The 24,326-nt window shown below is 73.0% G+C and carries 18 protein-coding genes; 4 read left to right on the top strand and 14 right to left on the bottom strand.

Annotated elements, in window-relative coordinates; genetic code table 11:
• Positions 1-3: 3 nt before the first annotated feature.
• Complete coding sequence (locus AQJ66_RS32165) at positions 4-1,173, bottom strand: epoxide hydrolase family protein (protein WP_061929001.1); 1,170 nt, start codon at positions 1,171-1,173, stop codon at positions 4-6.
• A gap of 284 nt (positions 1,174-1,457) precedes the next feature.
• On the opposite strand from AQJ66_RS32165, the gene AQJ66_RS32160 reads away from it, so the two are divergent.
• Entirely contained in the window at positions 1,458-2,996 is a 1,539-nt protein-coding gene (locus AQJ66_RS32160; protein WP_061928999.1) for a class I SAM-dependent methyltransferase, read from the top strand.
• 50 nt (positions 2,997-3,046) lie between these two features.
• A complete protein-coding gene (locus tag AQJ66_RS32155; protein WP_061928997.1) occupies positions 3,047-4,432 on the top strand; it encodes an FAD-binding oxidoreductase in 1,386 nt (461 codons plus the stop codon).
• A 231-nt stretch (positions 4,433-4,663) separates the two neighbouring features.
• On the opposite strand, the gene AQJ66_RS32150 is transcribed toward AQJ66_RS32155, so the two are convergent.
• Positions 4,664-5,104, bottom strand: a complete 441-nt coding sequence (locus tag AQJ66_RS32150) for an enediyne antibiotic chromoprotein (RefSeq protein ID WP_061928994.1) — start codon at positions 5,102-5,104, stop codon at positions 4,664-4,666.
• 282 nt (positions 5,105-5,386) lie between these two features.
• On the opposite strand from AQJ66_RS32150, the gene AQJ66_RS32145 reads away from it, so the two are divergent.
• Positions 5,387-6,967, top strand: coding sequence for an MFS transporter (locus tag AQJ66_RS32145; RefSeq protein WP_061928993.1), 1,581 nt, complete (start codon positions 5,387-5,389; stop codon positions 6,965-6,967).
• Between the two features lie 80 nt (positions 6,968-7,047).
• Here the strand turns inward: AQJ66_RS32145 and cmdF are convergent, their stop codons facing one another.
• The 4 genes from cmdF to AQJ66_RS32125 all read right to left on the bottom strand — a co-directional run bounded on the left by cmdF (position 7,048) and on the right by AQJ66_RS32125 (position 12,528).
• Entirely contained in the window at positions 7,048-8,661 is a 1,614-nt protein-coding gene (gene cmdF / locus AQJ66_RS32140; RefSeq protein ID WP_061928991.1) for a tyrosine 2,3-aminomutase, read from the bottom strand.
• Positions 8,662-8,729: 68 nt separating this feature from the next.
• Complete coding sequence (locus AQJ66_RS32135; protein WP_061928989.1) at positions 8,730-10,214, bottom strand: class I adenylate-forming enzyme family protein; 1,485 nt, start codon at positions 10,212-10,214, stop codon at positions 8,730-8,732.
• The gene (locus tag AQJ66_RS32130; RefSeq protein WP_061928987.1) at positions 10,211-11,242 is read right to left on the bottom strand and encodes an FkbO/Hyg5 family chorismatase; all 1,032 of its coding nucleotides are present in this window, start codon (positions 11,240-11,242) and stop codon (positions 10,211-10,213) included. Before AQJ66_RS32130 ends, AQJ66_RS32135 begins: the two co-directional genes overlap by 4 nt.
• Complete coding sequence (locus tag AQJ66_RS32125) at positions 11,239-12,528, bottom strand: cytochrome P450 (protein ID WP_079060547.1); 1,290 nt, start codon at positions 12,526-12,528, stop codon at positions 11,239-11,241. The genes AQJ66_RS32130 and AQJ66_RS32125 overlap by 4 nt, the downstream gene beginning before the upstream one ends.
• Before the next feature lie 187 nt (positions 12,529-12,715).
• Between AQJ66_RS32125 and AQJ66_RS32120 the strand changes: the two genes are divergently transcribed.
• Positions 12,716-14,194 (top strand): MFS transporter, encoded by a 1,479-nt coding sequence (locus AQJ66_RS32120; protein WP_061928985.1) that lies wholly within the window; start codon positions 12,716-12,718, stop codon positions 14,192-14,194.
• Between the two features lie 27 nt (positions 14,195-14,221).
• Here AQJ66_RS32120 and AQJ66_RS32115 read toward each other — a convergent pair whose 3' ends face one another.
• The 8 genes from AQJ66_RS32115 to AQJ66_RS32080 all read right to left on the bottom strand — a co-directional run bounded on the left by AQJ66_RS32115 (position 14,222) and on the right by AQJ66_RS32080 (position 24,006).
• Positions 14,222-15,454, bottom strand: a complete 1,233-nt coding sequence (locus tag AQJ66_RS32115) for an ATP-grasp domain-containing protein (protein ID WP_061928983.1) — start codon at positions 15,452-15,454, stop codon at positions 14,222-14,224.
• On the bottom strand, positions 15,451-16,413 hold the full coding sequence (locus AQJ66_RS32110; protein WP_061928981.1) for a PLP-dependent cysteine synthase family protein: 963 nt from the start codon (positions 16,411-16,413) through the stop codon (positions 15,451-15,453). The genes AQJ66_RS32115 and AQJ66_RS32110 overlap by 4 nt, the downstream gene beginning before the upstream one ends.
• Positions 16,414-16,455: 42 nt before the next feature.
• Positions 16,456-17,115, bottom strand: coding sequence for a serine O-acetyltransferase EpsC (gene epsC / locus AQJ66_RS32105; protein ID WP_061928979.1), 660 nt, complete (start codon positions 17,113-17,115; stop codon positions 16,456-16,458).
• A gap of 32 nt (positions 17,116-17,147) precedes the next feature.
• Positions 17,148-18,416 (bottom strand): ATP-grasp domain-containing protein, encoded by a 1,269-nt coding sequence (locus AQJ66_RS32100; RefSeq protein ID WP_061928978.1) that lies wholly within the window; start codon positions 18,414-18,416, stop codon positions 17,148-17,150.
• Positions 18,413-19,663, bottom strand: a complete 1,251-nt coding sequence (locus AQJ66_RS32095; RefSeq protein ID WP_061928976.1) for an ATP-grasp domain-containing protein — start codon at positions 19,661-19,663, stop codon at positions 18,413-18,415. The genes AQJ66_RS32100 and AQJ66_RS32095 overlap by 4 nt, the downstream gene beginning before the upstream one ends.
• A 203-nt stretch (positions 19,664-19,866) precedes the next feature.
• The gene (locus tag AQJ66_RS32090) at positions 19,867-20,790 is read right to left on the bottom strand and encodes a GNAT family N-acetyltransferase (protein ID WP_061928974.1); all 924 of its coding nucleotides are present in this window, start codon (positions 20,788-20,790) and stop codon (positions 19,867-19,869) included.
• Entirely contained in the window at positions 20,738-21,889 is a 1,152-nt protein-coding gene (locus AQJ66_RS32085) for a UDP-glucuronic acid decarboxylase family protein (protein ID WP_167359204.1), read from the bottom strand. The genes AQJ66_RS32090 and AQJ66_RS32085 overlap by 53 nt, the downstream gene beginning before the upstream one ends.
• A gap of 29 nt (positions 21,890-21,918) precedes the next feature.
• Positions 21,919-24,006, bottom strand: a complete 2,088-nt coding sequence (locus tag AQJ66_RS32080; RefSeq protein WP_159052675.1) for an HAD-IIIC family phosphatase — start codon at positions 24,004-24,006, stop codon at positions 21,919-21,921.
• Between the last annotated feature and the right edge of the window lie 320 nt (positions 24,007-24,326).

Genomic DNA, 24,326 nt, shown 5'->3' with positions numbered 1-24,326 from the left:
CCGTCAGGCCGCGACGGTCGCGGGGCGCAGGGTGCGGGCAAAGGCCCGGATGTCGCCGGCGAGGGCGGCGGGCTCCTCCAGCGCGGCGAAGTGGCCGCCCTGCTCGAACTCCGTCCAGTGCGTGATGGTGGGCAGGTCCCGGTCGGCGAGGCTGCGGATGGGAACGAAGATGTCGTCCGGGAAGACCGCGACGCCCACCGGCACGGTCACCGGCGGAGGTACCGCACCGGCCGCCGCGGCGCGCACGCCGGCCGCGCCCTCGTAGTAGAACTGGGCGGACGAACCCGCGGTGGCCGTCAGCCAGTAGATCGTCACGTTCGTCAGCAGACGGTCGCGGTCGACCACCTCCTCGGGCAGCTCCGTCGCCCCCGTCCAGTCCAGGAACTTCTCCACGATCCAGGCCAGTTGCCCCACGGGAGAGTCGGTGAGCGCGTACGCCAGCGTCTGCGGGCGGGTCTGCTGCAGCTTCATGTAGCCGGACAGCTCCGCGTCGAAGCGGGCCAGCTTCCCCAGCCGCGCCTGGTCGCGCTCGTCGAGACCGGCCAGCTCGGCGGGGTCACCGGAGGGGAAGGTCATCAGCATGTTCACGTGCACGCCGATGACGTGCTCGGGGTCGATGCGGCCCAGCTCCAGTGAGATCACCGCACCGGCGTCGCCGCCCTGGGCGATGTAGCGGTCGTAGCCCAGACGCGCCATCAGCTCGGCCCAGGCACGGGCGATCCGCGCAGTGTCCCAGCCGGTCTCGGTCAGCGAGGAGAAGCCGTAGCCCGGGATCGAAGGGATCACCAGGTGGAAGGCGTCCGTCGGGTCGCCGCCGTGCGCGCGCGGGTCGGTCAGCGGCCCGATCACGTCCAGGAACTCCGCGACGGAGCCCGGCCAGCCGTGCGTGAGCAGCAGCGGCGTGGCGTCCGGCTCGGGGGAGCGCACATGCAGGAAGTGCACATCGGCGCCGTCGATCTCCTCGATGAACTGCGGATACGCGTTCAGCTGGGCCTCCGCGGCACGCCAGTCGAACGAGGTGCGCCAGTACGCGACGAGCTCCTTGAGGTAGCTCAGCGGCACCCCGCGGTCCCAGCCGACGCCGGGCAGCTCGTCCGGCCAGCGCGTGGCGTCCAGACGGCGGTGCAGGTCATCGAGCTGGGCTTGCGGGATGTCGATGCGGAAGGGATACATGAGCGCTCCGTCAGAGGGCTGAACCGCGAGGCGGTCGTCGGTCGAGGGAAACGTGCGGGCTCGCGCGGGAAGGGACCGGCTCCCGGACCCGGAGCGCCCAGCCGTATCGTCCGCCGCCCCCGGATCGCGCCGCATCTTGCGGATTGCTGCACCCGCACGCCTGTCCGTGGGCCCGGGCGCAGGAGCGCAGCCAGGAAGATGCGGCGGTCCAGCGGCCGCTGGCAGCGTGGCGCATCGCGCGCGGCGCCGGCGCCCCGCAGCACCGACCCAGGAAGGACACCCTGATGACCGTTTCCCCCGCCCCCGCCGCCGTCGGCCTCGCAGAGTCGTTCGTACGCGCCGCGCCGGACGACGTGCCCGCGGCCTTCCGCGCGCTGGTGGACACGCTGTGGGATGACGGCACGGCGAGCGCGGACGCCCTCCCCGCGGTGCCCTCGCTCGTCGCCGCCCTGGAGCACGCCGGTACCGACCGCAAGGGACACCTGGCCGTTCTGCTGGGCCTGCTCGCCGAGACGGACTATCCGGACCCGGACGGCACGCTCACCCGCGCCGTACGCGCCCACCTGGACCTCTACCTGGACCTGCTGGGCACCGAAGGCATCGGCACACCGCTCACCCTCGCCCTGCTCTACCTGCTCTCCCACTTCCCCGACGACCGTGAGCGGGTCCTCGCCGCGGTCTCGGTGCTCGGCCTCGAGGCGGAGGACCTCTCCCGCCTGGACCGGTCGCTGAGCACGCTCGACGTGGACCGCCCGGACCTCGGCCGGGTGTGGCCGTCGCCCTCGGCGTGGACCCTGAACGCGGACGAGCGCGCCTTCGACCAGGGCTGGATCAAGGAACTGACGCCCCAGCAGATCGTGGCCAACTGGGAGAACGACACCCGCACGGTCCTCGGCTGCACCGGCGCCCGCGCGTACTGGGCGGTGTGCCACGGCGAGCCGCGCAACCTGCCGGCCGACCCGCTGCCCGAGCGCCGCGACGTCCATGCCCCCGTCGCCGACGCGGCCCTCTTCGCCGAGCACCTCGGTGCCCTGCGCTGCCCCGCCTGCCGGGACTCCCTCGCCTCCCACGACGGCGCCCTGCGCTGCGCCGGCTGCGCCGCCCGCTACCCCGTGGCCGGCGGCATCCTCGACCTGACCGCGCCCGCCCGGGAACAGGAGGGCGACGCCTCCGCCGACTTCCTGGAGAAGCTGTCCCGGGTGCCCAGCATGGGCCTGTTCTACGAGGCCGTCGCCCGCCCGGCCTTCCTGCGGGTGTCCGGCTCCAACTGGGGCGGCACCGTCACCCCGCAGGACGAGGACCGGTACATCGCCGAGCACGTGCGGCCCGTCGACGGGCCCGTCCTCGACCTCGGGGCCGGCGCCGGCCGGTGGACCGCCGTCATCGCCGAGACGGTCGGCGCCGAGCGGCTCATCGCCCTCGACAGTGCGCTGCCCATGCTCACCGTGCTGCGCGGCCGGCTGCCCGAGGTGCCGTCCGTCCTGGCATCCGCCGCCGAACTCCCCTTCGAGGACGCCTCCCTGGGCGCCGTCGTCTGCTGGAACGCCCTGCAGGCCTTCTACGCCGACGCCGGCGCGGCGATCGCCGAGGTCGGCCGGGTACTGCGGCCGGGCGGCACCTTCACCCTGATGACCTTCCGCCGCTCCGACGACCCGGTCTACCGCTACTTCCAGTCCGCGCACCGGTTCCCGCAGCACCAGGGCGGCCTGCAGCTGTTCGACCTCGACGAGGTCAAGCGCTGGCTGGCCGACGCCGGCTTCACCGTGCGCGAGGAGAGCGGTCCCGGAACGTTCGTGTTCCTCACCGCGGTGCGCGAACACTGACCCCGGCGACCGGCAGCGCGCACAGACGCACGGAAGGAAGAGGCACCGACATGAACCCGCACGACGTCCTGCGGACGGTCTTCGCCGCATCCGGTACGGCCGCGTACGACGAGGCCACGGCCGTCTTCAACCTGGCTGCTCCGGCGCGGCCCGAGCAAGCCGTCACCGCCCGCAGCGCGGCCGAGGTCCGCGCCGCCGTACGGGAGGCCGCTGCCCGCGACCTGCCCGTCCGTGTGCACACCACCGGCCATGCCTCCGGCGCCCGGCCGCCCGTCGACGGGGGACTGCTCATCCGCACCCGCCTCGACGGCGGCGTCGTCGTGGATGCCGAGCGCCGGATCGCCCGGGTTCCGGCCGGCACGACCTGGGGCGAGGTCGTCGCGGCGGCGACGCCGCACGGCCTGACCGCCGCACACGGCTCGGCCGCCTCCGTCGGCGTGGTCGGTTATCTGCTCGGCGGGGGCGTCAGCTTCTACGGTCGGCACACCGGGCTGGCGGTCAACAGCGTGCGCGCGGTCGAACTCGTCACAGCCGAAGGAGAGTCGGTCCGCGCGGACGCCGAGAGCGACCCCGAACTGCTGTGGGCCCTGCGTGGCGGGGGAGGCGGCTTCGGCGTCGTCACCGCCGTCGAGGTCGAGCTGTTCCCTGTGGCCAAGGTGGTCACCGGGGGCACCTACTGGTCCGCGGCCCACGCCCGCCCGCTGCTCACCGCCTGGCGTGACTGGGCCGCGGGCGCGCCGCGCCGGGCGACCACCTCGCTGCGTGTGATGAACCTGCCGCCGGTCCCCGGCGTCCCGCCCGCGCTGGCAGCCGGCCCGGTGATCTGCGTCGACGGCGCGGTGTTCGCCGCCACGGCGGACGACGAGGCCGACGCCCGGCGCGAGGCCGAGGACCTGCTCGCACCCTTGCGCGCTCTCGCCGAGCCGCTCATGGACACCTGGACGCTCACCGCCGCCGCCGGGGTGCTCGACGCCCACATGGACCCGGCGGACCCGGTCCCCTTCATCGGCGACCACTTCCTCCTGACGGAGCTCGGCGACGACGCGGTGGACGCGTTCCTCGGCGTGTGCGGCGAAGGCTCCGGCTCACCGCTCGTCGTGGCGACGCTGCGCCAGCTCGGCGGAGCATTCGCCGACGCCGACCCTCGCGGCGGTGTGTTGAACCAGGTGGACGCGGCCTACGCCTACATGGGATCGGGCCCGCCGTTCGGGCCGGTCACCCCGGCGGACCTGGACAAGCACTGCGCCGCCGTACGGTCCGCGCTGGAGCCCTGGAACACCGGCCGCACGGTGCCGTCGCTGGTCGAGGGGGCGGACCGGCCGCAGTGCCATCTCGACGCCGCCGCCGTGGCCGCCGTGGACCGGATCCGGGCACGGGTCGACCCGCACCGCCGCTTCGCCGGCGACATCGCGCCCGGCGCAACCGCGATCGGCTGAGTCCCGGCTCCACGACCGACGGCGCGGGCCCCACAGGGGCCCGCGCCGTCGTGCTGCGCCCGCTCGGGACCCCGGACACGCCCGAGCCCCCGGCAGGCCGGCCGGGGGCCGACGTGCCGGGGGCTTCGGGTGCGCCCGCTCGGGACCCCGGACACGCCCGAGCCCCCGGCAGGCCGGCCGGGGGCCGACGTGCCGGGGGCTTCGGAAGGGTGCGTGGGAGCGGGTACCGGACTACTTGAAGGAGATGAGCTGGCCGCCACCCTCACCCGTGTCGCTGCCCAGGCCGACCTGGGTCTGGGTCGTCTTGGCGTCGACCGTGCCCCAGACGTGGCGGTCGGCGCCCACGACCGCCTGGAAGGAGCTGTGCACGACCAGCGTCGTGTTCAGCTTGCCCTGCGCGTCCGAGGTGACGTCCTTCGACGTGGTCGCGTCACAGCCGTACACGCTCGGCTCCACGAACGCGCACTGACCGACGTGGAACACGGTGTTCGGGGTCAGGCCGGACGCGGCGACGGTCACCTGCTGGCCGTCCGCCAGACCGTTCACCGGAGAAACCGAGACCACCGGCGAGGCAGCCATGGCCGAGGGCTGGACGGCGACGGCCAGGCCGGCGGCGATGGCGGCGGCGGCGCCGAGGCGGGTGACGAGGCCGAGCTTGTTCTTGACGGTCATGATCGTTGACTCCATGTCAGTTGTGAGGGGACAGACGGACGGTGGGATCGGGCTTTTCTCGGGGCCGCTTCCCGGTGTCCGCCAATGACATTAGGAGCCGTTGATCACCACGGGCATCTTCGAGGTTGCTTCATGAAACCCACTCGGATCCCCGTGCAGAAGGGCACTCTGCGAGATGCGCACGGCCCGCCCCGCACGGGACGCTCGGGGGCGGGCCTCGCCTGTCCGTGGGGCGGCGAAGCCCAAGCCCCCACCACACACGACGACGGGAAGAACACGCACATGACTGCAGGCGGTGCTCCCAAGGCCGGGCGGAAGGAGTGGATCGGGCTGGGAATCCTCGCCCTGCCCACCCTGCTCGTCGCCCTCGACGTTTTCGTACTCCTGCTCGCGCTGCCGCATCTGAGCGCAGACCTCGGCGCGAACAGCAATCAGCAACTGTGGATCATGGACATCTACGGCTTCATGGTTGCCGGCTTCCTGGTGCCCATGGGCACTCTCGGTGACCGCATCGGCCGCCGCAAACTGCTGCTGATGGGCGGCGCGGCCTTCGGTGCCGCGTCCCTGCTCGCCGCGTTCGCCACCAGCCCCGGCATGCTGATCGCCGCCCGGGTGCTGCTGGGTGTCGCCGGTGCCGCCATCAGCCCGTCCACCCTCGCGCTGATCTCCACGATGTTCAAGGACGAGAAGCAGCGGGCCACCGCCATCGGCCTGTGGGCCAGCTGCTTCACCCTCGGCGCCATCATCGGCCCCATGCTCGGCGGCGTCATGCTCGAGCACTTCTGGTGGGGCTCGCTCTTCCTCATGGGCGTGCCGGTGATGGTCCTGCTGCTGATCACCGGCCCGAAGGTGCTGCCGGAGTCCGCCAACGCCGAGGCCGGCCGCATCGACCTGCCGAGCGTCGCCCTCAACCTGGGCACGACCATCCCGGTCATCTACGGCATCAAGGACCTCGCCCGCAACGGCTGGCACCCGCTGCCCGTCGTCTCCATCGTCGTCGGTGTCGTCCTCGGCGTGCTTTTCGTCCGCCGCCAGCGCACGCTGACCGCCCCGCTGCTCGACGTGACCCTCTTCCGGCACGGACGCTTCAACGCCTCGCTGCTCGGCCTGCTCGCCTACAGCCTGATCGGCGGCACGGTCATGCTGCTGATGACGCAGTACTTCCAGGCCGCCCAGCGCATGAGCCCGTTCGACTCCGGTCTCGGCCTGCTGCCGGGCATGGCGGCGGCGACCGTCTCCTTCATGGTCTGCCCGATCATCGCCCGCAAGGTGCGCCCGGCCTACGTCATCGGCGCCGGCCTGGTCGGCGTGGTCGCCGTCCTGCTCACCTTCTCCCAGCTGAGCGCCGACTCCGGCACGGCCACCCTCATCGTCGGCTTCGCGGTGTTCTCCTTCTGCGGCGCCCCGCTGGTCGCGCTCGGCACCAACATGGTCGTCGGCACCGTCCCGCCGGAGAAGGCGGGTTCGGCCGGTGCGCTCTCCCAGATCAGCAACGAGTTCGGCGCCGCACTCGGCGTCGCGACCCTCGGCACGCTGGGGCTCACCATCTACCGCGATCAGGTGCACTCCACGATCCCGGCCGGCGTCCCGTCCGCTGCGGCTGACGCCGCTCGCGACAGCGTCTCCGGCGCCGCGGCCTCCGCACAGGGCCTGCCCGAGAGGCTGGGCGACGCGCTGATGGAGCCGGTTCGTGTTGCCTTCACCGGCGGCATCCACACCGTTGCCGCGGTCGCCGCAGGCTTGATCGCGGTCGCGGGTGTGTTCTTCGTGGTGCTGATGCGGCACGTCCCGCCGATCGGCCAGGAACAAGCCCCGGCCGAGGACGGGACCGAGGCCCCTCAGGAGCAGATCCTCGCCGCCTGATCTCCAGGATCCGACACACGACGAGCGCCGCCGGACGGCCGAGGAGGCCGGCCGGCGGCGCTCGTCGTTTCCGGCCCACGTCAGCGAAGTTCGGTCCCGGTGTACTTGGCGAGCGCGGTGAGGAACTCACCTCGCGACAGCGCGGCCGCGACGAGTTCGATGTCCTCGGACATGTGCCGGTCCACGCCCAGGGCGGGCACCAGGGAGCGCACCGCGTCGTACGTCGCCTGGGAGGCCGGGCTCAAGTCCTCGAAGCGACGGGAGACGTCGACCGCCTGGGCGGCGGCGAGGAACTCCACGGCGAGGATGCGGTTGTTGTTGCCCAGCACTCGGCGGGCGTTGCGTCCGGCGATCAGGCCCATGCTGACGACGTCCTGGTTGTCGCCGTTGGACGGCACCGACTGCGTGGAGGCCGGCCCGATCGTCCGGTTCTCCGCGACCAGCGCCGTCGCCGGGTACTGGGCACCGGCGAAACCGCAGTTCAAACCAGGGTTGGCGGCAACCAGGAACTCGGGAAGACCGTAGCTGAGGTGACGGTTCAGCAGCCGGTTGAGCTGCCGCTCGGCGAGCACCCCCAGCTGGGTGAGGGCGATGGTGACGAAGTCCAGGACGAACGCGATCGGCTGGCCGTGGAAGTTGGCGCCGTGGAATATCTCCTCGTCCTCGAAGAACAACGGGTTGTCGTTCGCCGAGTTCAGCTCGATCTCCAGCTTGTCCTGCGCGTGATAGAGGGTGTCCCGCACCGCGCCCAGAATCTGCGGCACGGCCCGCAGCGTGTACGCCTTCTGCAGGTAGGTGTCGGTGCGCTGGACGTCCTTGCCGTCCTCCTTGACGTCCTGCACCTGCCGGCGAAGCTCCGCGTGCTCGACGACCAGTCGGCTGCCGGCCAGCAGGGCCCGCATGTTGGCGGCGGAGTCGATCTGCCCGCGGTGCGGACGCGCCACGTCGTGGCCCTGGGCGAGGAACGGGCTCGCCGAGCCACGCAGAACGTCGTTGAGCAGGGCGGAGACCAGCTCGGCCTGCCGGGTCTGGATCAGCGCACGATGCACGACCAGCGACCCCAGTCCCGTCATCGCCGACGTGCCGTTGATCAGCGCGAGGCCCTCCTTGAACCGCAGCTGCAGCGGCTCGATGCCCTGTTCCCGCAGGACCGTCGCCGTCTCCACCCGCCGGCCGTCCCGCAGCACGTGTCCCTCGCCGATCAGCGTGCTCGCCAGGTGCGCCAGCGGGACGAGGTCCCCGCTGGCGCCCAGCGAACCGATCTCCGGGATGGCCGGCACGATGCCCCGGTTCAGATAGAGCGCCAGGCGCCGGAGTACCTCCGGGCGCACGGCGGAGTGTCCCTTGGCGAGGGTGTTCAGGCGTGCCGCCACGATGGCCCGCGCCTCGTCCTCGGCGAACAGCGGGCCGACACCTGCGCTGTGACTGCGCACCAGGTTGGTCTGCAGCTCCACTTCCTTCGACTTGTCGACCTGCATGTAGATCATCTCGCCGTACCCGGTGGTGACGCCGTAGATGGGGACGTTCTGCCCGGCCAGCTCCTCCAGCATCGCCCGGCTGCGCAGGGTCCTGGCGACTGCCTCGGCAGCGACGTCTGCCCGCGCCTCCTCCTCGGCGACGCGCCGTACGGCGTCGATGGTCAGGGTCCGGCCGTCGAAGGAGACGGGAGCGGCGGTGGTCTCGACTGCGGTCACGCTTGCACTCCAGGCATGGGTGGGGATGGACAGGACGGAGCCGAAAGAGAGGTGAAGGGCGCCCCGGATCAGCGCACGGCGTCCTCGGCGGCGAGCGCGCGCAGGGTGCGGCGCAACAGCTTTCCGGTCGGATTACGGGGCAGCCCGGCGACGAAAGTGATGTCTTCGGGCACCTTGTACCAGGTCAGGGACGAGCGGCAGGCGCCCAGGAGTTCCTCGCGGAGCGCCTGGCCGGCCGTGTCGTCCACGGTGTGCCGCAGCACGGCGTACGCCCGCAACACGGTCGCGCCGGTGCTGCGCCGCACCGTGCACACCGCCGCCTCCTCGACGGCCGGGTGCGCCATCAGCCGGTCCTCGATCTCCGCCGGGTGGACGTTGATCCCGGCGACGATCTCCACGTCGTCGAGCCGGCCGTGCACCCGGACGAACCCGTTGGCGTCCATGGCGGCGGCGTCACTGGTGGTGAACCATGCGCCGGGCGCGAGCCGGGCAGGGGTGTCGCCGCCGCGCGGGACGGGGAGCCCGATGGTCGGCCCGGACACCTCCAGCCGTCCTTCGACGCCCGCCGGGACAGGCTCGCCGGCCTCGTCGACGATCCGCAGCCGGTAGGGCTCCAGGACCGTGCCCAGGGTGAACTCACGTACCGCCCGAGGTCCGTTGGCGAGCACGGCATGGCCGATCTCCGTGGTGCCGTACACGTTCAGCAGTCGCGGCCCGAGAACGCTGCGCAACTGCCGCTCCAGTGATTCGGGCAGCACCTCCCCGGCCACCACCGCCGTCCGCAGACCGCCCAGCACCCGCCGGGCGTCGGGGTGGCCCAGCATGTGCGCGAAGAAGGTCGGCTGGCTGTAGAAGACGCTCACCCCGTACTTCTCCAGCACGGCCAGCGCGTCGCCGGGTCCGAGCCGCCTGGGGGTGAGCACGGTGGCGCCACCGGTCAGCAGCGGGAAGAACAGCGAGTTGCCGAGCCCGTAGGCGAAGTTCATGCGAGGTATGGAGTAGCTCACGTCCCCCGCGCCGACGCCCACGGCCCTGCCGGCCGCCCGGGCGAGGACGTCCGGATCGCCGTGGGTGTGGAAGCACAGCTTCGGCGCACCGGTCGTACCGGAGGTGAACGCCGCGAATGCCGGCGTGTCCGGCGACACAGCGGCGTACGGCGGCACCACGGCATCGCCGTACAGGTTGTCCGCGGTCACCACGGGCGCCGTGAACCGGTCGGCGAACGCGGCGTCCGCCACCACGGCGGCGGGTTCGGCGATGAGCGCTGCGCGCCGCATCTCCTGCGGGTGGAACATGGAGTTGACCGGCACGGCCACGGCGCCTGTGCGCAGCGCACCGAGAAACGCCCAGACGAACTCGATACCGTCCGGCAGGGCGATCAGGATGCGGTCGCCGCGTCCCAGGCCTCGCGCGGCGAACGCGGCGGCGGCCCGCGCCGCCCCCGTGTACACGTCCTCGAACCGGTACACGCTGTCCTCGACGTGGTAGGCGGGTCGTTCCAGCCAGCCCCTTGACAGGGCGGTGTCCGCCAGCCGCTTCACGAAGTTGGTCATCGGCAGATCCCCTCGATCTCCACCAGCAGCTCGGGGCGGCAGACGTCGACGTTGAAGAAGGCGATGCCGCGGTCGGCCCCCAGCGCCTTCGCACAGTGGGCTCGGACAGTGGGCAGGTGCCCGGCGTCGCGGACGTAGACCTTGACGCAGTCGAGATCCCTCAGGCGGAAACCGCCGGCCATCCCGTGCCGGCCCAGGTTCTCGGGCGCGATCAGCGCCTCGATGTTGGCGAGGGTGACGGCGCACTGGGCGTCGATGTCACCCGGATAGACCGAGTCGTCGCCGATGATGCTGGCGGTTCCGGACACATACAGCACCGGCCCGCTGCACCCGGCCGCCTCCAAAAGCGTGGCCCGGGCGAAACTCGGCGGCTTGGGGCCGTACTGAACCGGATACCGGTGGGCCGGGGTCTGGCGCGGGTTCTCCAGGTGCCGCGCCCGGCCGGTGCGGCAGGCCAAAAAGTACAGATCGATGCCGGGGCGCAGGGAGCCGATGCCGGTGGCCGCGGGCATGCCCGCCATCCGTCCCGCCCAGGCCTCGAACGCCTGGGCGCGGCCCACGCAGAAGTCCCGGTAGTTCTCCGTGCCCTCCTCGTTGGGCCCGGTGATGGATCCGACGAGGTTCCACATCCGCAGCAGATCCGGGTAGCCGAGCCGTGCCATCAGGGCGAACGCGGCCTCGTACACCGCCCGCACCGTGTCGCGGTACACCCCGCGCTCCTCGATGCGCACCGCACACAGCAGGTGTTCGCCGTCCTCGGCGTACACCAGGTCACCGTCGCGGCCGCAGCGCACCGGACGGTCGGTGGTCCACACCTCGGTCACCCGCTCGGCGCCCGCACCGGCCATGGCGATCCGCACCAGCGGCGCGCCGTCGTGCAGCAGGGGTGCCCGGCCGCCGTGACCGTAGGTGATCCGGCCGAGCACGTGCCGGCCGGCCGTGCGGGCACGTTCGTCCTCGCCGGGCCTGATGAAGAAACAGTCGAGGGCGGCGGTGAGGGCCCCGGTCTCCGGGTGTATGACGGTCACGATGTCCTTCCCGCCGCGGTGCGCGCGGCATGGGCGGCTGAGGGAGGGGCCGGCGGGCCGGCGGCAGCCGGCTGCCAGGGCAGGTCCCGGTCGGCGAAGCCGTCCGCGTCCACCCACAGCGCCCGCAGTCCGCGCAGCGCGGCGGAGGGGCGGTAGGAGGTGCTGCCGACCGCGAACCGCGGTCCGGCGACGCGCTGGGCGAAACGGACGAGGACGGTCTGCGCGACCAGCCGGGCCAGCGGCGCCCCGACGCAGTGGTGCGGGTCCGCTCCGAATCCCAGGTGCGGCGAGACGCCGTCCGGGGTGAAGACGTCGGGATGTGGGGTGAGCTCCGGGTCGCGGTGCGCCGCCCCGAGCAGGAGCAGCAGCACAGTGCCGCGCGGTACGCGCACTCCGCACAGGTTGAGATCGGCGCCGGCCCGGCGCCGGACGATCTGCATCGGCGGGTCGACACGGAGCGTCTCTTCCACCAGGCGCACCGCGTGGCCGGGGTCGCGACGCAGGGCGTCGATCTCGTGCGGGGCCCGCAGCAGCGCCAGGACGCCGCCCGAGACGAGCGCGGCGGTCGTCTCGTATCCGGAGGCCAGCAGGAACCGGCCCGCCGCCGCGGCCTCGGCGTCGGTGAGCCGCCCTCCATCCGCCCGGACCAGCCGGGACAGCAGGTCGCCGCTGTCCTCCCGGAGCCGCCGGCCGCGGACCGCCGCGGCCAGATACGTCTCCAGTTCGGTCTCCGCCTCGCAGCGCGCGGCCGGCACCGACGGGCCCCCGGTGTCGGCGAGCGGCAGGAGGGGAGCGGTGCCGAGCGCTGTCAACCGCCGGTGCAGCCACCGTGCGTCACCGTCCGGAAGGCCCAGCAGCCGGGACAGGACGGCCAGCGGCACAGGATGGGCGAGGTCGCTGACGACGTCGAGACGGCCTCTGGCCGCCACCGAGTCCAGGCGGTCGTCGACGAGGGTGCGCACGAGCGGCGCGAGGTCCGCCACCGCCTGCGTACTCAAGGCGCGGCGCAGTACCCCGTGCAGCCGTGAGAGGTGCACGGGACAGACGCCGGCGGAGGCCGGCGCCGGGTCCGCCGCGCGCAGCGCGGCCGCGCAGTGCGCGTACGAGGACAGGACGACGACCCCGTCACCGAGCCACACCGGTCCTGCCTCCCGCAGGCGGTTCAGCGCGGGATACGGATCGGCCTGGATGTCGCCGCGGAGGAACCGCAGCACGAGGGTTCGGGCCTCGTCGTGACCGACTTCGCTTCCGGAGGGCAGGTGCACCGCCGAACGACCGCTGTCCATCGCACAGCCTCTCTGCGTCTGCTTTGCGTCGGCAGCATGTGCGACCCGCCCGGAGCGTGTCGACGGCGAGTTGCGAAAGCCTGCTCCCGCTTCGCGGGCTGGCGGCGACTTGGCCAGGTCCGCTTGCCGTGCGCCGCGCAGTGCTCCTGTGATGTCCGCAGGACACGCGTGAAGGGAACAGGGACACATGGCGGAACTCGTCGATCGGCATCCCGCGGCCCGCCCCGGGGGGCACGAGCGCGGCGGCACCGGACACCGCCCGGCACCGCCACCGGCCCACCCGCGCCGCCGGCAGGCGCTGGCCCTGCTGCTGGTCGGGCCCTTCCTGTCGCTCTTCGACCAGTTCTGCGTCAATCTCGCGGCGCCGTCCATCAACCAGTCGTTCAGGCTCACCCCCTTCGAATTCCAGGCGGTGGTCGGCGGATACGGCCTGGTCTACGGACTCGGACTGATCACCGGTGGCCGGCTCGGCGACCTGTTCGGACGGCGGCGCATGTACCGGGCCGGCATCGCCGTGTTCGCGCTCACCACGCTGGCCTGTGCCCTCGCCGTCTCCCCCGGCTCACTCATCGCGGCCCGGCTCGCCCAGGGTGCCGCTGCCGCGGTGCTCCAGCCGCAGGTACTGGCCCTGATACGGACGCACTTCCCGCCCGCCGAACAACCCAGAGCGCTGTCCTGGTTCGCGGTGTCGATGAGCCTCGGCATGGTGCTCGGCCAGATCCTCGGCGGTGCCCTGCCCGCCTGGGACGTCTTCGGTCTGGGCTGGCGCCCGGTCTTCCTCGTCGCCATACCGCTGTGTGCGATCGTGTTCCTGCTGCTGCCCGCCACCCTGGACACCGACCGGCCGCCGCTCGCGGGCCAGGGCGCCGACGTCACCGGGGCGGTTCTCAGCGCGGTGTCCGTGGCGCTGGTCCTGCTGCCGCTGGCCGCCGTCCGGCAGTGGCCGTTCCTGCCTACCGGCCTGGCCCTCTGCGCGGCGGGCTGCCTGCTGGCGGCCGCCTTCGTACGCAACCAGCGCGCCCGGCTTCGCCGGGGCCGGCCCGCGCTGCTGCCGGTGGGCCTGTTCTCCGTGCCTGTCTTCGTGCACGGCGTTCTGCTCAACTTCCTGCTCTACATGGCCAGCGTGCCCTTCGCCGTCGTCCTCGCGCTGTACCTGCAGGACCAGGCCGGGCTCGGCTCCGCTGCGGCGGGGCTGACGTTCACCCCCGCCGCCGTCGCCATCGCCCTGGGCTCGCGGCTCGCCGTCCCGCTGCGGGCACGGCTGGGAGACCGGGTGCTCGTGCTCGCCGCCGCGCTGATCGCGCTGGGCCTTGCCGCGGCGCCCTGCGCCGCGCTGCTCGCCGGCGAGGACGCCTTCATGACCGTACTGCTGACGGGTATGGCCGTGTACGGGCTCGGCAACGGCATGATCGTCCCGCTGCTGACCGGGGCGGTGATGAGCAGGGTGCCACCGCGCGACGCGGGCGCCGGAGCCGGCGTCCTGGCCACCACCCAGCAGCTCGCCGCGGCGCTCGGCATCGCCGTCGTCGGCATGGTCCTCTACCCGTCCTCAGCCGCGCTGCCACTGCGCTACACACCGGCCATGGTCACCGAGGTCGCGATCGCCGCCCTCGCCGTGGCCCTGGCCGCCCGCCTGGTCGCCGTCCTGCGCCGCTGCGGGCAGTGATTCCGTCGGCTGCGCGGCAGCCCGTGGTCAGGCCATGTCCAGTCCCGCGAGGAACCAGGTCTCCGCCACCCGGATCCGGGCCTCCGTCTCGGCCCGGTCGGCTCCGGTGACCACGAACGCGGCGAGGAAGTCACCCGAATGCGTGGCATCCGGCACGCTCTGGCCGACCTCCGCGTACGTGGTGTACTTCACCACGCCCGGCGGCAAGGCCGCCGGGTCCGGCAGCGCCCGCAGCACCCCGGGACGCTTGGTGAACAGCAGCTGCCCCGCGAGGCGGTCGGGGTCCCGGCGCTCGACGGCCGACACGGGCAGGCCGAGCTGACGGCGGACGGGGTACTCCATCGGGTCGAAGCCGAACAGCACCCGCTGCACGTCCCGCACCCCGGCACCGCCCGCCCGGGAGGCCGCCTCGCACAGGACGAGGTCGCCGCCGGTGGTGTGGAACACCTCGATGTGGAAGGCGAAGTGCTCCGGACCGCCGAACGCCTCCAGCACGCGCTCACCGAACGCCACGAGACGGCGGGCCAGTGGGTCGGCGACGTCCAGGGCCATGTCGACGCGGCCCTTGCGGTCCCGGAAGTCGGCCAGCGCGTACTGGTACTGCGACGGCCACAGCGTGGTGATCCGGCCGTCCAGGACCGTGCCGTCGATGTGGCACATGGAGCCCTCGACGAACGTCTCGGCCAGCCACTGCGGGGTACCGTCCGGGGCGAGCAGCTCCACCTCCCGCAGCCGGCGCCGGAGTTCTTCCCGGGTGCGCAGTACGGCCACACCGATGGACAGCACACCCTTGCGGGGCTTGAGCACGACGGGGAACCCGTGCCGGTCGGCGAAGGCCTCGAGGTCCGCGGCCGACCCCAGCAGCGTGTGGTCGGCGACCGGTATCCCGGCCCGCACCGCGGCCTGTTTCATCTCCCACTTGTCCCGGTACACGCGCGCGGAGTCGGGACGCTGGCCGGGCAGGCCGTAGCGCTCGCGCAAGGCCGCCGCCCGCTCGATGTCGAACTCCTGGCAGGCGACGACGTCGGTGACACCGAACTCTTCGACGAGCTCGGCGGCCCGCTCGAGCACGTGCGGGCCGGTGTCGTAGTCGTCGAGCACCTCCGCGTGCAGATACGGCGCCCCGGTGGGCAGTTCCTCGCCGAACAGGGCCAGCTGCTGCGCCGAGCCCAGCAGGACGAGCTTCTCGCCGTGGTCGGCCAGCCACCGCTCGTAGGGGTTGGCACGCAGCGAACCGCGGTGGAGCACGAGCGTGGTCACAGGGAAGTCCCTTCGTTCCAGATGCTGACGTACCGTTCGCCGGTGTCGGGGAGAACGGCGACTATCGTCCGGCCGGCGTAGGCGGGATCCCGGGCCAGCAGCGTCGCCGCGTGCACAGCGGCACCGGAGGAGAGCCCGGCGAACACGGCCTGCTCCCGCACGAGCGTCCGGGAGGCCGTGAGGGCTGCCTCGTCGGAGCACGTGATCACCCGGTCGATGAGCGCGACGTCCGTGGTGGGGGAGACGAAGCCGCCGTTCAGACCGGGGATGCGGTGGGTGCCGGCATGGCCGCGTGAGAGGACGGGCGAGCCCTCCGGCTCCACGGCGACGACCTCCAGGCGTGGATTGCGCTCGCGCAGGAAGCGGCCGGCACCGGTGAGGGTGCCGCCGGTGCCGACACCCGCGACCAGGACGTCGACCCGGCCGGCGGTGTCCGCCCAGATCTCCGGTCCCGTGCTCTCGTAGTGCGCCCGGACGTTGTCGGGGTTCTCGTGCTGGCGCACGTACCAGGCGCCCGGGGTGGCTGCCTGGATCTGCTCGGCCTCGGCGATGGCGCCGGCGAACCCCTCGGCACTCGGGGTCTGCACGACCTGCGCGCCGAGCGCCGTCAGCAGCCCGGTCCGCTCCGGCGTCGCGCTGTCGGGCAGGACCACCACACAGCGGTAGCCGCGCCGGGCGCACAGCGCTGCCAGGGCGATGCCGGTGTTGCCGGACGTGGACTCCACCACGGTGCCGCCGGGGACCAGCTCGCCGCGCAGTTCGGCGCCGCGGAGCATGGCGAGGGCGGCGCGGTCCTTGCTGCTGGAGAACGGGTTGGCGGATTCCAGCTTGGCGAGGACCTCGGTGCCGGGCGCGGCGCCGGGCACGGTGAGGCGGACCAGGGGGGTGTTTCCGATGAGTTCTTCGAGGCCGGCGGCGACACGCCGGGCGGCGGGCGCCGGGGAGAGGACGGTGGTCATGGACCAACTCCTGGGTGAGGAGGGAGAAGGGGGTGGGTGCGGTCACCAGGAACCCGCGGAAGCGAGGATCCGTAGGGCGTCGGGCGCGTCGGCGGGAACCGCGCCCTGGACGGTGCCGGGTGCCGTGCCGGCGTCCGGTACCGGCCGCAGCCCGGGGCCGGGGCGGACGACGCAGCGCGGCGCGTACACGCGCGCCCCGGGCGGCAGGTCCTCGGTGACGGTGGCCATGGCACCGATCAGGGAGTGGTCGCCGATGGTCACGGGCCCCAGCACAGTCGCGTTCGCGCCGAGGATCACCCCGTCGCCGACGACCGGGTGCCGCCGGGCGCCCGGCGGGCGGTGGTTGTCCGTCCACCACCCCACCGCACCCAGCGTGACCTGCTGATAGATCGTCACGTCGTCGCCGACGACGGCGGTCTGCCCGATGACCACCGATGCGCCGTGGTCGATGAAGACGCGGCGGCCCAGCACCGCGCCGGGATGGATCTCGACGCCGGTGCGGCGGCGGGCGACCCGGGCGAGGACCCCCGCGGCCGTGCGCAGACGCCGCCGGTACAGCCGGTGCGCCACGCGGTGCGCCCACACGGCGGACAACCCGGTGTGGCCGAGCGCCTCCAGCCGGCCGGACAGGGACGGGTCGCGGGCGACGACGACGTCGAGGTCCTCGCCCATGGTGCGCCACAGGGAAAGCTTCTCCGACATGATGCCGACTCCTTCCGGCCCGGGCGGCCGGCTCAGGCGGCCCGGGCCGGCGCGGGGGCCGCCTCGGGTTCGACGTCGATCCGGATGTCCTCGCCCACGAGGCGCTCGCACAGCTCCACCGCGGTATCGGTGTCGGCGGCGGTGACGACGACGCTGCCGAGCCGGTCCCAGTTGTCGCGCAGCGGCCGCACGGTGTCGCCCGGGCGTACGGAGACCTGTGCCATCAGCACGCCGGGCCGGGCCCGGACCTCCTCCACGCCGCTCACCGCCGAGACGGTGCCCGGCTCACGGACCACGGCCCGCATGACGGCCGCGGCCTTCGGCGCGGGCGGCTCGGCGAGCGGCTCGGTGAGCCCGAGCGGCCAGGCCGCGCCATAGGCGATCATGTCGATGCCGTACGCCGCCTCGACCAGCTCCACGATGTGGTCGCCGCCGAGCCGGTTGTGGGACTCGATGACCACCGGTCCGCGCGAGGACAGCCGGATCTCGGTGTGGCTCGGGCCGTCGGTGACCTCCATGGCGGTCAGGAACTCCTCGACCGCGCCGGTCAGCCGCTGCCGTTCGGCAGCGCAGAGCCGGGCGGGCACGGCGTGCCCCAGTTCGGCGAAGTGATCCTCGGCGGTGAGCTTCTCGGTGACGGCGACGACGACGTGCCGGCCGGCGAAGCTGAGCGCCTCGACGCTGAACTCCGGGCCGTCGATGTAGGACTCCATCAGGAAGCCGTCGACGGTGAACATCGTCGAGCCGCGGTCCGTGCGCCCGCCGTCCAGCTCCCGCACGCGCGCCCACACCCGGTCCAGGTCCTGCGGGCTCTCGGCCCGGATCAGGCCGAAACCCGCGGTGGTGGAGACGGGTTTGACGATGAACGGATAGCCGGCCAGCGTGCCGAAGGCGTCCAGCGAGGCCCGGTCGGTCACCTGAGCGGCGTGCGGGACGGGCAGCCCCTGTTCGGCGAGGTGGCGGCGCATCAGCCATTTGTCGCGCATCCGGCGGCTCACCTGGTGGCGGCGGCCGTCGGTCAGCCCGAACAGGTCGCCGAGCCGGCTCGCCGGATTCAGCCCCGGCTCGGTGAGCGAGACCACGGCGTCGACGCCGTACACGGCGCGCGCCGCCTCGGCGAACGGCCGGACGGTGTCCCAGTCGGTGTAGTCGACGACGAGCAGGACGTCGGCGGCGCGCGTCTGGTGCTCGGTGACCTTGTCGGGGTGCTGGATCAGGACGACCTCGACACCGAGCGCGGTGAAGCGGTCCACATGGGCGTCGACGCCGCCGATCAGCAACACGGTCTTGCGGGTGCTCATCGAAGGACTCCCTCGGGGGCGGCCAGGGCGGCCTCGCGGACGTCGGCGCGCAGCAGACCGCGGACCCGGGCGATGCGGGCACGGGCCTCGGCGGGCGACTCGGCGTCGACGACGACGTAGCCGTGGCGGGTGAACGAATTGGTGGTGGGCGGCAGTTCGTCGCCCGGCTGGAACGGGAAGTGCAGCGCCTGCACGTAGGGCAGCGCGCGGATGGCGTCCACGCCCTCCACGGACCGAAGCCGGCCGGCGGGCAGGAAGAAGAAGCCGACGGAGGCGGTGTGCCGCGGGGCGGGCGGCTCCACGGGCTCCCCGGCCAAGGTGCGGAAGATCGCGGCCTCGATGTCGTAGTCGGACGCGGTCTCGATGAGCAGCGGTATGCGGTCGCCGCCCAGCCGGGTCTGCGACTCCACGACGCGCGGGCCGTGCGCGGTGAGGACGATCTCGGTGTGCGCGGGCCCGAAGCGGTAGCCGGCCAGGTCGAGCAGCCCGATCACGACCGCGTGCAGGGCGGCCCGCTCCTCGGGGCCGAGCGGGGCCGGGTGGACGTGTGCGGTCTCGATGAAGAACGGCGCGCCCGTGGTCTGCTTCGCGGTGATGCCGATGACGTGGTGCTCGCCGTCCGCGGACAGCGTCTCCACGCTGAACTCAGGGCCCTCCAGGAACTCCTCGATCAGGTAGGGGCCGGCGAGGGCGCCCTCGGTGACGCGGCCGGTCCACTCCTCGAGGTCGTCGATGTCGCGGACCAGCGCGATACCGCGGCTGCCGGAAGCGCGGGCCGGCTTGACCACGACGGGCAGCGGCAGCCGGGCCACGGCCGCGGCGACCTCCTCGGCGGTCGCCGCCACCTGGGAGCGCACCGGCGACAGGCCGTGCGCGGCGAGCAGCTCCCGCATCGCCGCCTTGTCGTTGAGGGCGGTGACGGCGGCGGCCGGGTTGGGGGAGACACCGAGGGCCTCGGCCTCCGCGACGGCCGGGGGCATCGACTCCTCCGCGCCCAGGTGCAGCACGGTGCCGATGTCGTGCGCGCGGACCGTCTCGGCGATCAGGGCGCGCAGACCGGCCTCGTCCCCGAAGTCGGTCAGCAGCAGTTCCCGGGCGTGCGCGGCGACCTCGTCGAGGTACTCCCGCTCGCGCAGCGAGGGATCCCAGATGGCCCAGACCTCGAAGCCCGCCTCGGCGGCCTTGCGGACGAACTGGCTGTAGGGCATCACCATCAGCAGGCGCCGGGATGCGGCGGTGCGGGTCATGGCAGGGGCTCCGATCTGAAGCGGGGTGAACGGGTGGGCCGGGCGCGGGCGGGACTTCACGAAGAAGCGCCGACTGCCCGTCGAGTGCTTCGAGGGCGGGAGAGGGATCGATATCGTTGCGGCAGATGTCGGGACGGGACTCGGTCGGGAGCACCGTCCTTGTCCGGTGCGGCAACGGGCCCGTGGGCCCCGGTGCGGCCGGGTCAGTCGTCGGTGCTGCGGTGGAAGCGGGTGACGGTGCGCGCCGCCTGAACGGTGAGCACCCGCCCGAGCGACTCCTGGTCGTGCAGGTCGCCCGTGTCCAGCAGGACTCGCGCCCGGGCCACACCCCGGGTCCGCAGTTCGGCGAGCCCGGCGGCGAGCAGGGCGTACCCGATGCCCAGTCCCCGAAAGGCGGGGGCCACCGCCAGCTCCAGGACGCGTCCCTCCTTGGCGTCGGTGGCCTGCGTCAGGATGTAGCCGGTCGGCCGGCCGGTGACCTCCATCAGCAGGGCCGCGCCACCCGCGTCCCGCAACCGCCGCAGGCGGGTGTCGAACAGGGCCGGATCCCCGGTCTTGGGGCCCTTGCCGCGGCTGCTGAGGTGCACCGTGTGCAGGGCGCCGAGATCGTGCGGGCCCGCCTCCCGGATGCTTCCGCCCTCGGGGAGCACGGGCGGCAGCGGGGGGACGGTCAGGTCGATCGTGTACTGGCCGGCGCTGGCGCCGGAGGCGAACCCCGCCTCGCGCAGGACCGACGGGACCACCTCGTCACCGCTGAGCACACCGCCGACGGTGACGGTGAGAGGTCTGCCCTGCTGGGCGGCGAGTTCGTCGGCCCGGTCCAGCAGCCGGGCCAGCAGGGTGCGGGCCGCGCTCTCGGCATGCCGGCCGGGACGTACGGTGAGCGCGGCGTCCAGGGTGCCGTCATGCGCCGTGAGCGCCGCCCAGGCGAACACCTGGCCGCCGGGGCCGGTCAGGCACCAGCTGTTCTCCTCGTAGCCTGGGTGGCCGGTCTCCAGGACGATGTCCTCGCGGGTGCAACTGGCCACTCCGGTGATGTGCTCCTCGTAGGAGCGCACCAGATCGACGAGTTGCTCAAGCGGCACGTCGGCCGGACGCCTGACGGCGAACGGTTCCTGCGGGGTCATGGATCATGCCCCCCTTCCTGGGGGATTCGGGTCCGGCGGTCGGGCCGGAGCGTTCGGGTCGCGGGCGCCCGGGCGGAGGCGCCGGCGTCGGCCGGGGGCCGTCGAGCTCCGCCGCGGTCATCTCGCCGGGCGCGGAAGCGTTCCGGAACCAGGCGACGGTGCGGGCCAGGCCCTCGGCGAGGGGAGTCCGCGGCGCCCAGCCCAGCTCGTCGCGGGCGGCCGAGATGTCCGGCCGGCGCAGCCGCGGGTCGTCCTGCGGTCGCGGAACGAAGGTGAGCCGGCTCGACGACCCGCACACGTCGCGGATCGCCAGCGCCAGTCGGCGCATGGTCACTTCCTCGGGGTTGCCGAGGTTGACCGGTCCGGTGACGCCCGCTTCCAAGGCCCCGACGAGCCCCGTCACCAGGTCGTCCACATAGCAGAGGGAGCGGGTCTGGCTGCCGTCGCCGGTGACCGTCAGCGGCAGGCCGGCCAGCGCCTGGGTGACGAAGGCGGGCACGGCACGGCCGTCGTCGGCGCGCATCCGGGGGCCATAGGTGTTGAAGATCCGCACGATGGTGGTGCGCACGCCATGGGTCCGCCGGTAGGCCATGGTCAGCGCCTCGCCGAAGCGCTTGGCCTCGTCGTAGACGGAGCGCGGACCGACCGGGTTGACGTTGCCCCAGTAGCTCTCCGGTTGTGGGTGGACCTGGGGGTCGCCGTACACCTCGGACGTGGACGTCAGCAGGAACCTCGCGCCGTGCCGGCGGGCCAGCTCCAGCGCGTTGCGGGTGCCGTACGAACCCACCAGCAGCGTTTCCACGGGCAGGCGCAGGTAGTCGCGCGGCGAGGCGGGGGAGGCCAGGTGGTACACCGCGCCGATCGGGCCGGACACCTCCAGACCCTCGGTGACGTCCTGGTGCAGGAAGCGGAAGCGGGGGTCGTCGAGCAGGTGCGCGATGTTCGCGGCACGGCCGGTGGACAGGTCGTCCACGCAGACGACCTCGTCGCCGCGCGACAGGAGCCGCTCGCACAGGTGCGATCCGACGAAGCCCGCGCCTCCGGTCACCACTGCTCGCACGGTCCGCCCCCTTCTGCTGACTGTCTCGGTCTGCTGCATCTGCCGCCGCGGTGCCCGGCCGGCCCTGTTCACGGCCCGCCCGCGCCGGCCGCGGTGGCGGACAGCACGGTCACGGGCAGTTCGGACAGCTCGGGAAGCCGGCCGGGGTCGGTCAGCAGGTACAGGCCGTCGTCGCCGCGCGCCTCGAACCCGGCGTCCGCGAACAGCTCCCGCGCCGGGGTGTTGCGGTCCGTGACGACGATCCGTCCGGTCAGCCCGGCCGACAGGGCGTGCCGTCCGCCTGCGCCGTCCTCCAGGGCGGCGACCAGGAACGGCACCGCGGCGTCCAGGCCGATGACCCGGCAGCTCATCGCGAACGCCGTCACCGTCCCGTTCCGCACCAGGCAGGCTGCGGTCAGGCCGTAGTCGCCGAACCGGTCGCAGACGTCACCGACATGCAGATGGGTGTCCGGTTCCGTGAGGACGCGGCGCAGCTCTTCCGGGGTGGTGCGCCAGGCCGTCGTCGTGAACTGGTTGGTGCGGTTGAACAGTTCCGCCGCCCGGGCCAGGTGCTCCTCACCGGCCCGCGTCACGCGCACCCGGACGTCCAGGGAGCGCAGGAACGCGTTCCGGTCCAGGCCGGCGCGCAGCTCTTCGCGGCGCAGCATCGCGCGGGTGGTGTCGGTACGGCGCGCCGCCTCCCGGGTGCGCCGGCCGCCCTCCAGGGCGGCACTGGACAGCAGCAGCTCGCGGAAGCCGTGCACGGGGCCCTCGGCGACGTGCAGCCCGGGCAGGGCGGTGGCCGTCTCGGCCCGCTCGACGGGGTTGTCGTCGAGAAAGAGGACCTGGTCGGGTGTGAAGCCGAGCCGGGTGCAGAGGTCGGCGATGTTCTCCGACTTGGCCAGCCAGTTGATGCGGTGCAGCACGAAGTCATCGGGGCCGAGCGGCAGCCGGTCGGCCGCTTTCTCCCACGTGCCCAAGGTGGCGTGCGCGTCCCCCTTGCTGCAGGTGGCGAGGAGCACGCCGCGGCTCTTGAGCACCGACAGCGCCTGGTGCAGGCCGAGGTGCGTCCAGCGGCTGGTGGCGTCGCCGTCGATCCAGTCGAAGCCGTCGTCGGCGGCGATGCCCGGCCACAGCGTGCCGTCCAGGTCGGTCACGACCAGCTTGATCCGGCCGATGCCGCGGTGGGCGCGCAGGCAGGCCAGGTACTCGCCGGCCAGGGCGCGGCCGAGCGCGGGCAGCTGGTGCGGGCGCTCGTCGCCGGGATCGACCGAGCCGCCGTGGTGGCCGAACGGGAAGACGAGGTCGTCGAAGAGCGCGGCGGCGCCGTACCGGGCGACCAGCCGTTCCTCGTCGACGACCATCAGGTGGGAGTGGCCGCGTACGCACCGGTCGATGTGCAGGTTCAGCTCGGCCACGACCCGGCGCAGACCGTACTCCTCGGCGAAGTCGAACCGGCCGAACGGCGACAACGCCGGCGGCGCCACGTTGTGCACCAGGCCCAGGGAGCCCTCCAGCGCCTCCGCCAGGGCCCGGACGGACAGGGTCAGCGCGTTCTTCATCAGCGCCAGCCGGTGCGCCCGCTCCTCGTCGTCGCAGGTGTGGGCGCCGTCGAACAGGCCGGTCAGGAAGGGCTGGACACCGGGCTGATAGACCGTCACGTCGGGGCGGGACCGGCGCACCGAACGCGCGAGGTCCGCGGAGGGGCCCGGCCACACGTGTTCGGTGCGCACGTCGAGACCGAGTTCGCGGCCCAGAGCGTGCAGCGGCTCCTCGGTGAACTGCGTGACGCAGCCGCCGATCAGCAGCACTCGCACCGGCTTCCCGGCCCCCGCGGCCGCGGCGGCCGTGGACAGCCGCTGGGGCAGCCCGTAGCGGCTGGCCGGCCATGACGCGGCGGGCGCTGCCGCGTCATGGCCGGAGTCCTCGGGGCGGCGCCCGAACGAGTCCCGCAGCGCGGCCACCTCGTCGCACCCCTCGGGCACGATCAGTTGCCGCTCCCGAAGGGCCCGGAAGACGGCCGGGGCGGCGGCGCGGTCCGGTGCCAGCGCGGTGAACGCGTCCCGCCCGAACGGCGCTGCGGACAGGGCGCGCACCGGCCGCTCCCAGGCCGCGTCCAGCACGATCCGCTGCTGGAGTGGTCCGTGGGCGAGCAGAATTCCCGATTCGAGGATCACCGTGGAAAGGAATACGCTGAATTTGAATTCGTGGGCGTCCACAGCGTTTATTCCCTCCCTTCACGGTTTCTTTTCCGGGCTTATGCGCGGATGGCTGAATCCGACTCCATAGGCTGTTCACCGGTGCAGTTGTGGATGCTAGTGGCCGCTCGGCCACCCTCCTTCTCCGAGAATGCTCAGTGGGTTCGCGGCCGGGGAAAGAGAGCACGAACCGAGATGCGCGCCGGCGCCGGACCGGGAGAGGCTTCCTGACCGAGCCCGGAGATCCTGGCGAGTGCGAGGGGGTACGCGCATGCAGAGCAGCGTCATCGAGGCAGGGC

It is taken from the genome of Streptomyces bungoensis, assembly GCF_001514215.1.
GTDB lineage: Bacteria > Actinomycetota > Actinomycetes > Streptomycetales > Streptomycetaceae > Streptomyces > Streptomyces bungoensis.
This window is presented reverse-complemented; position numbering and strand designations above follow the sequence as displayed.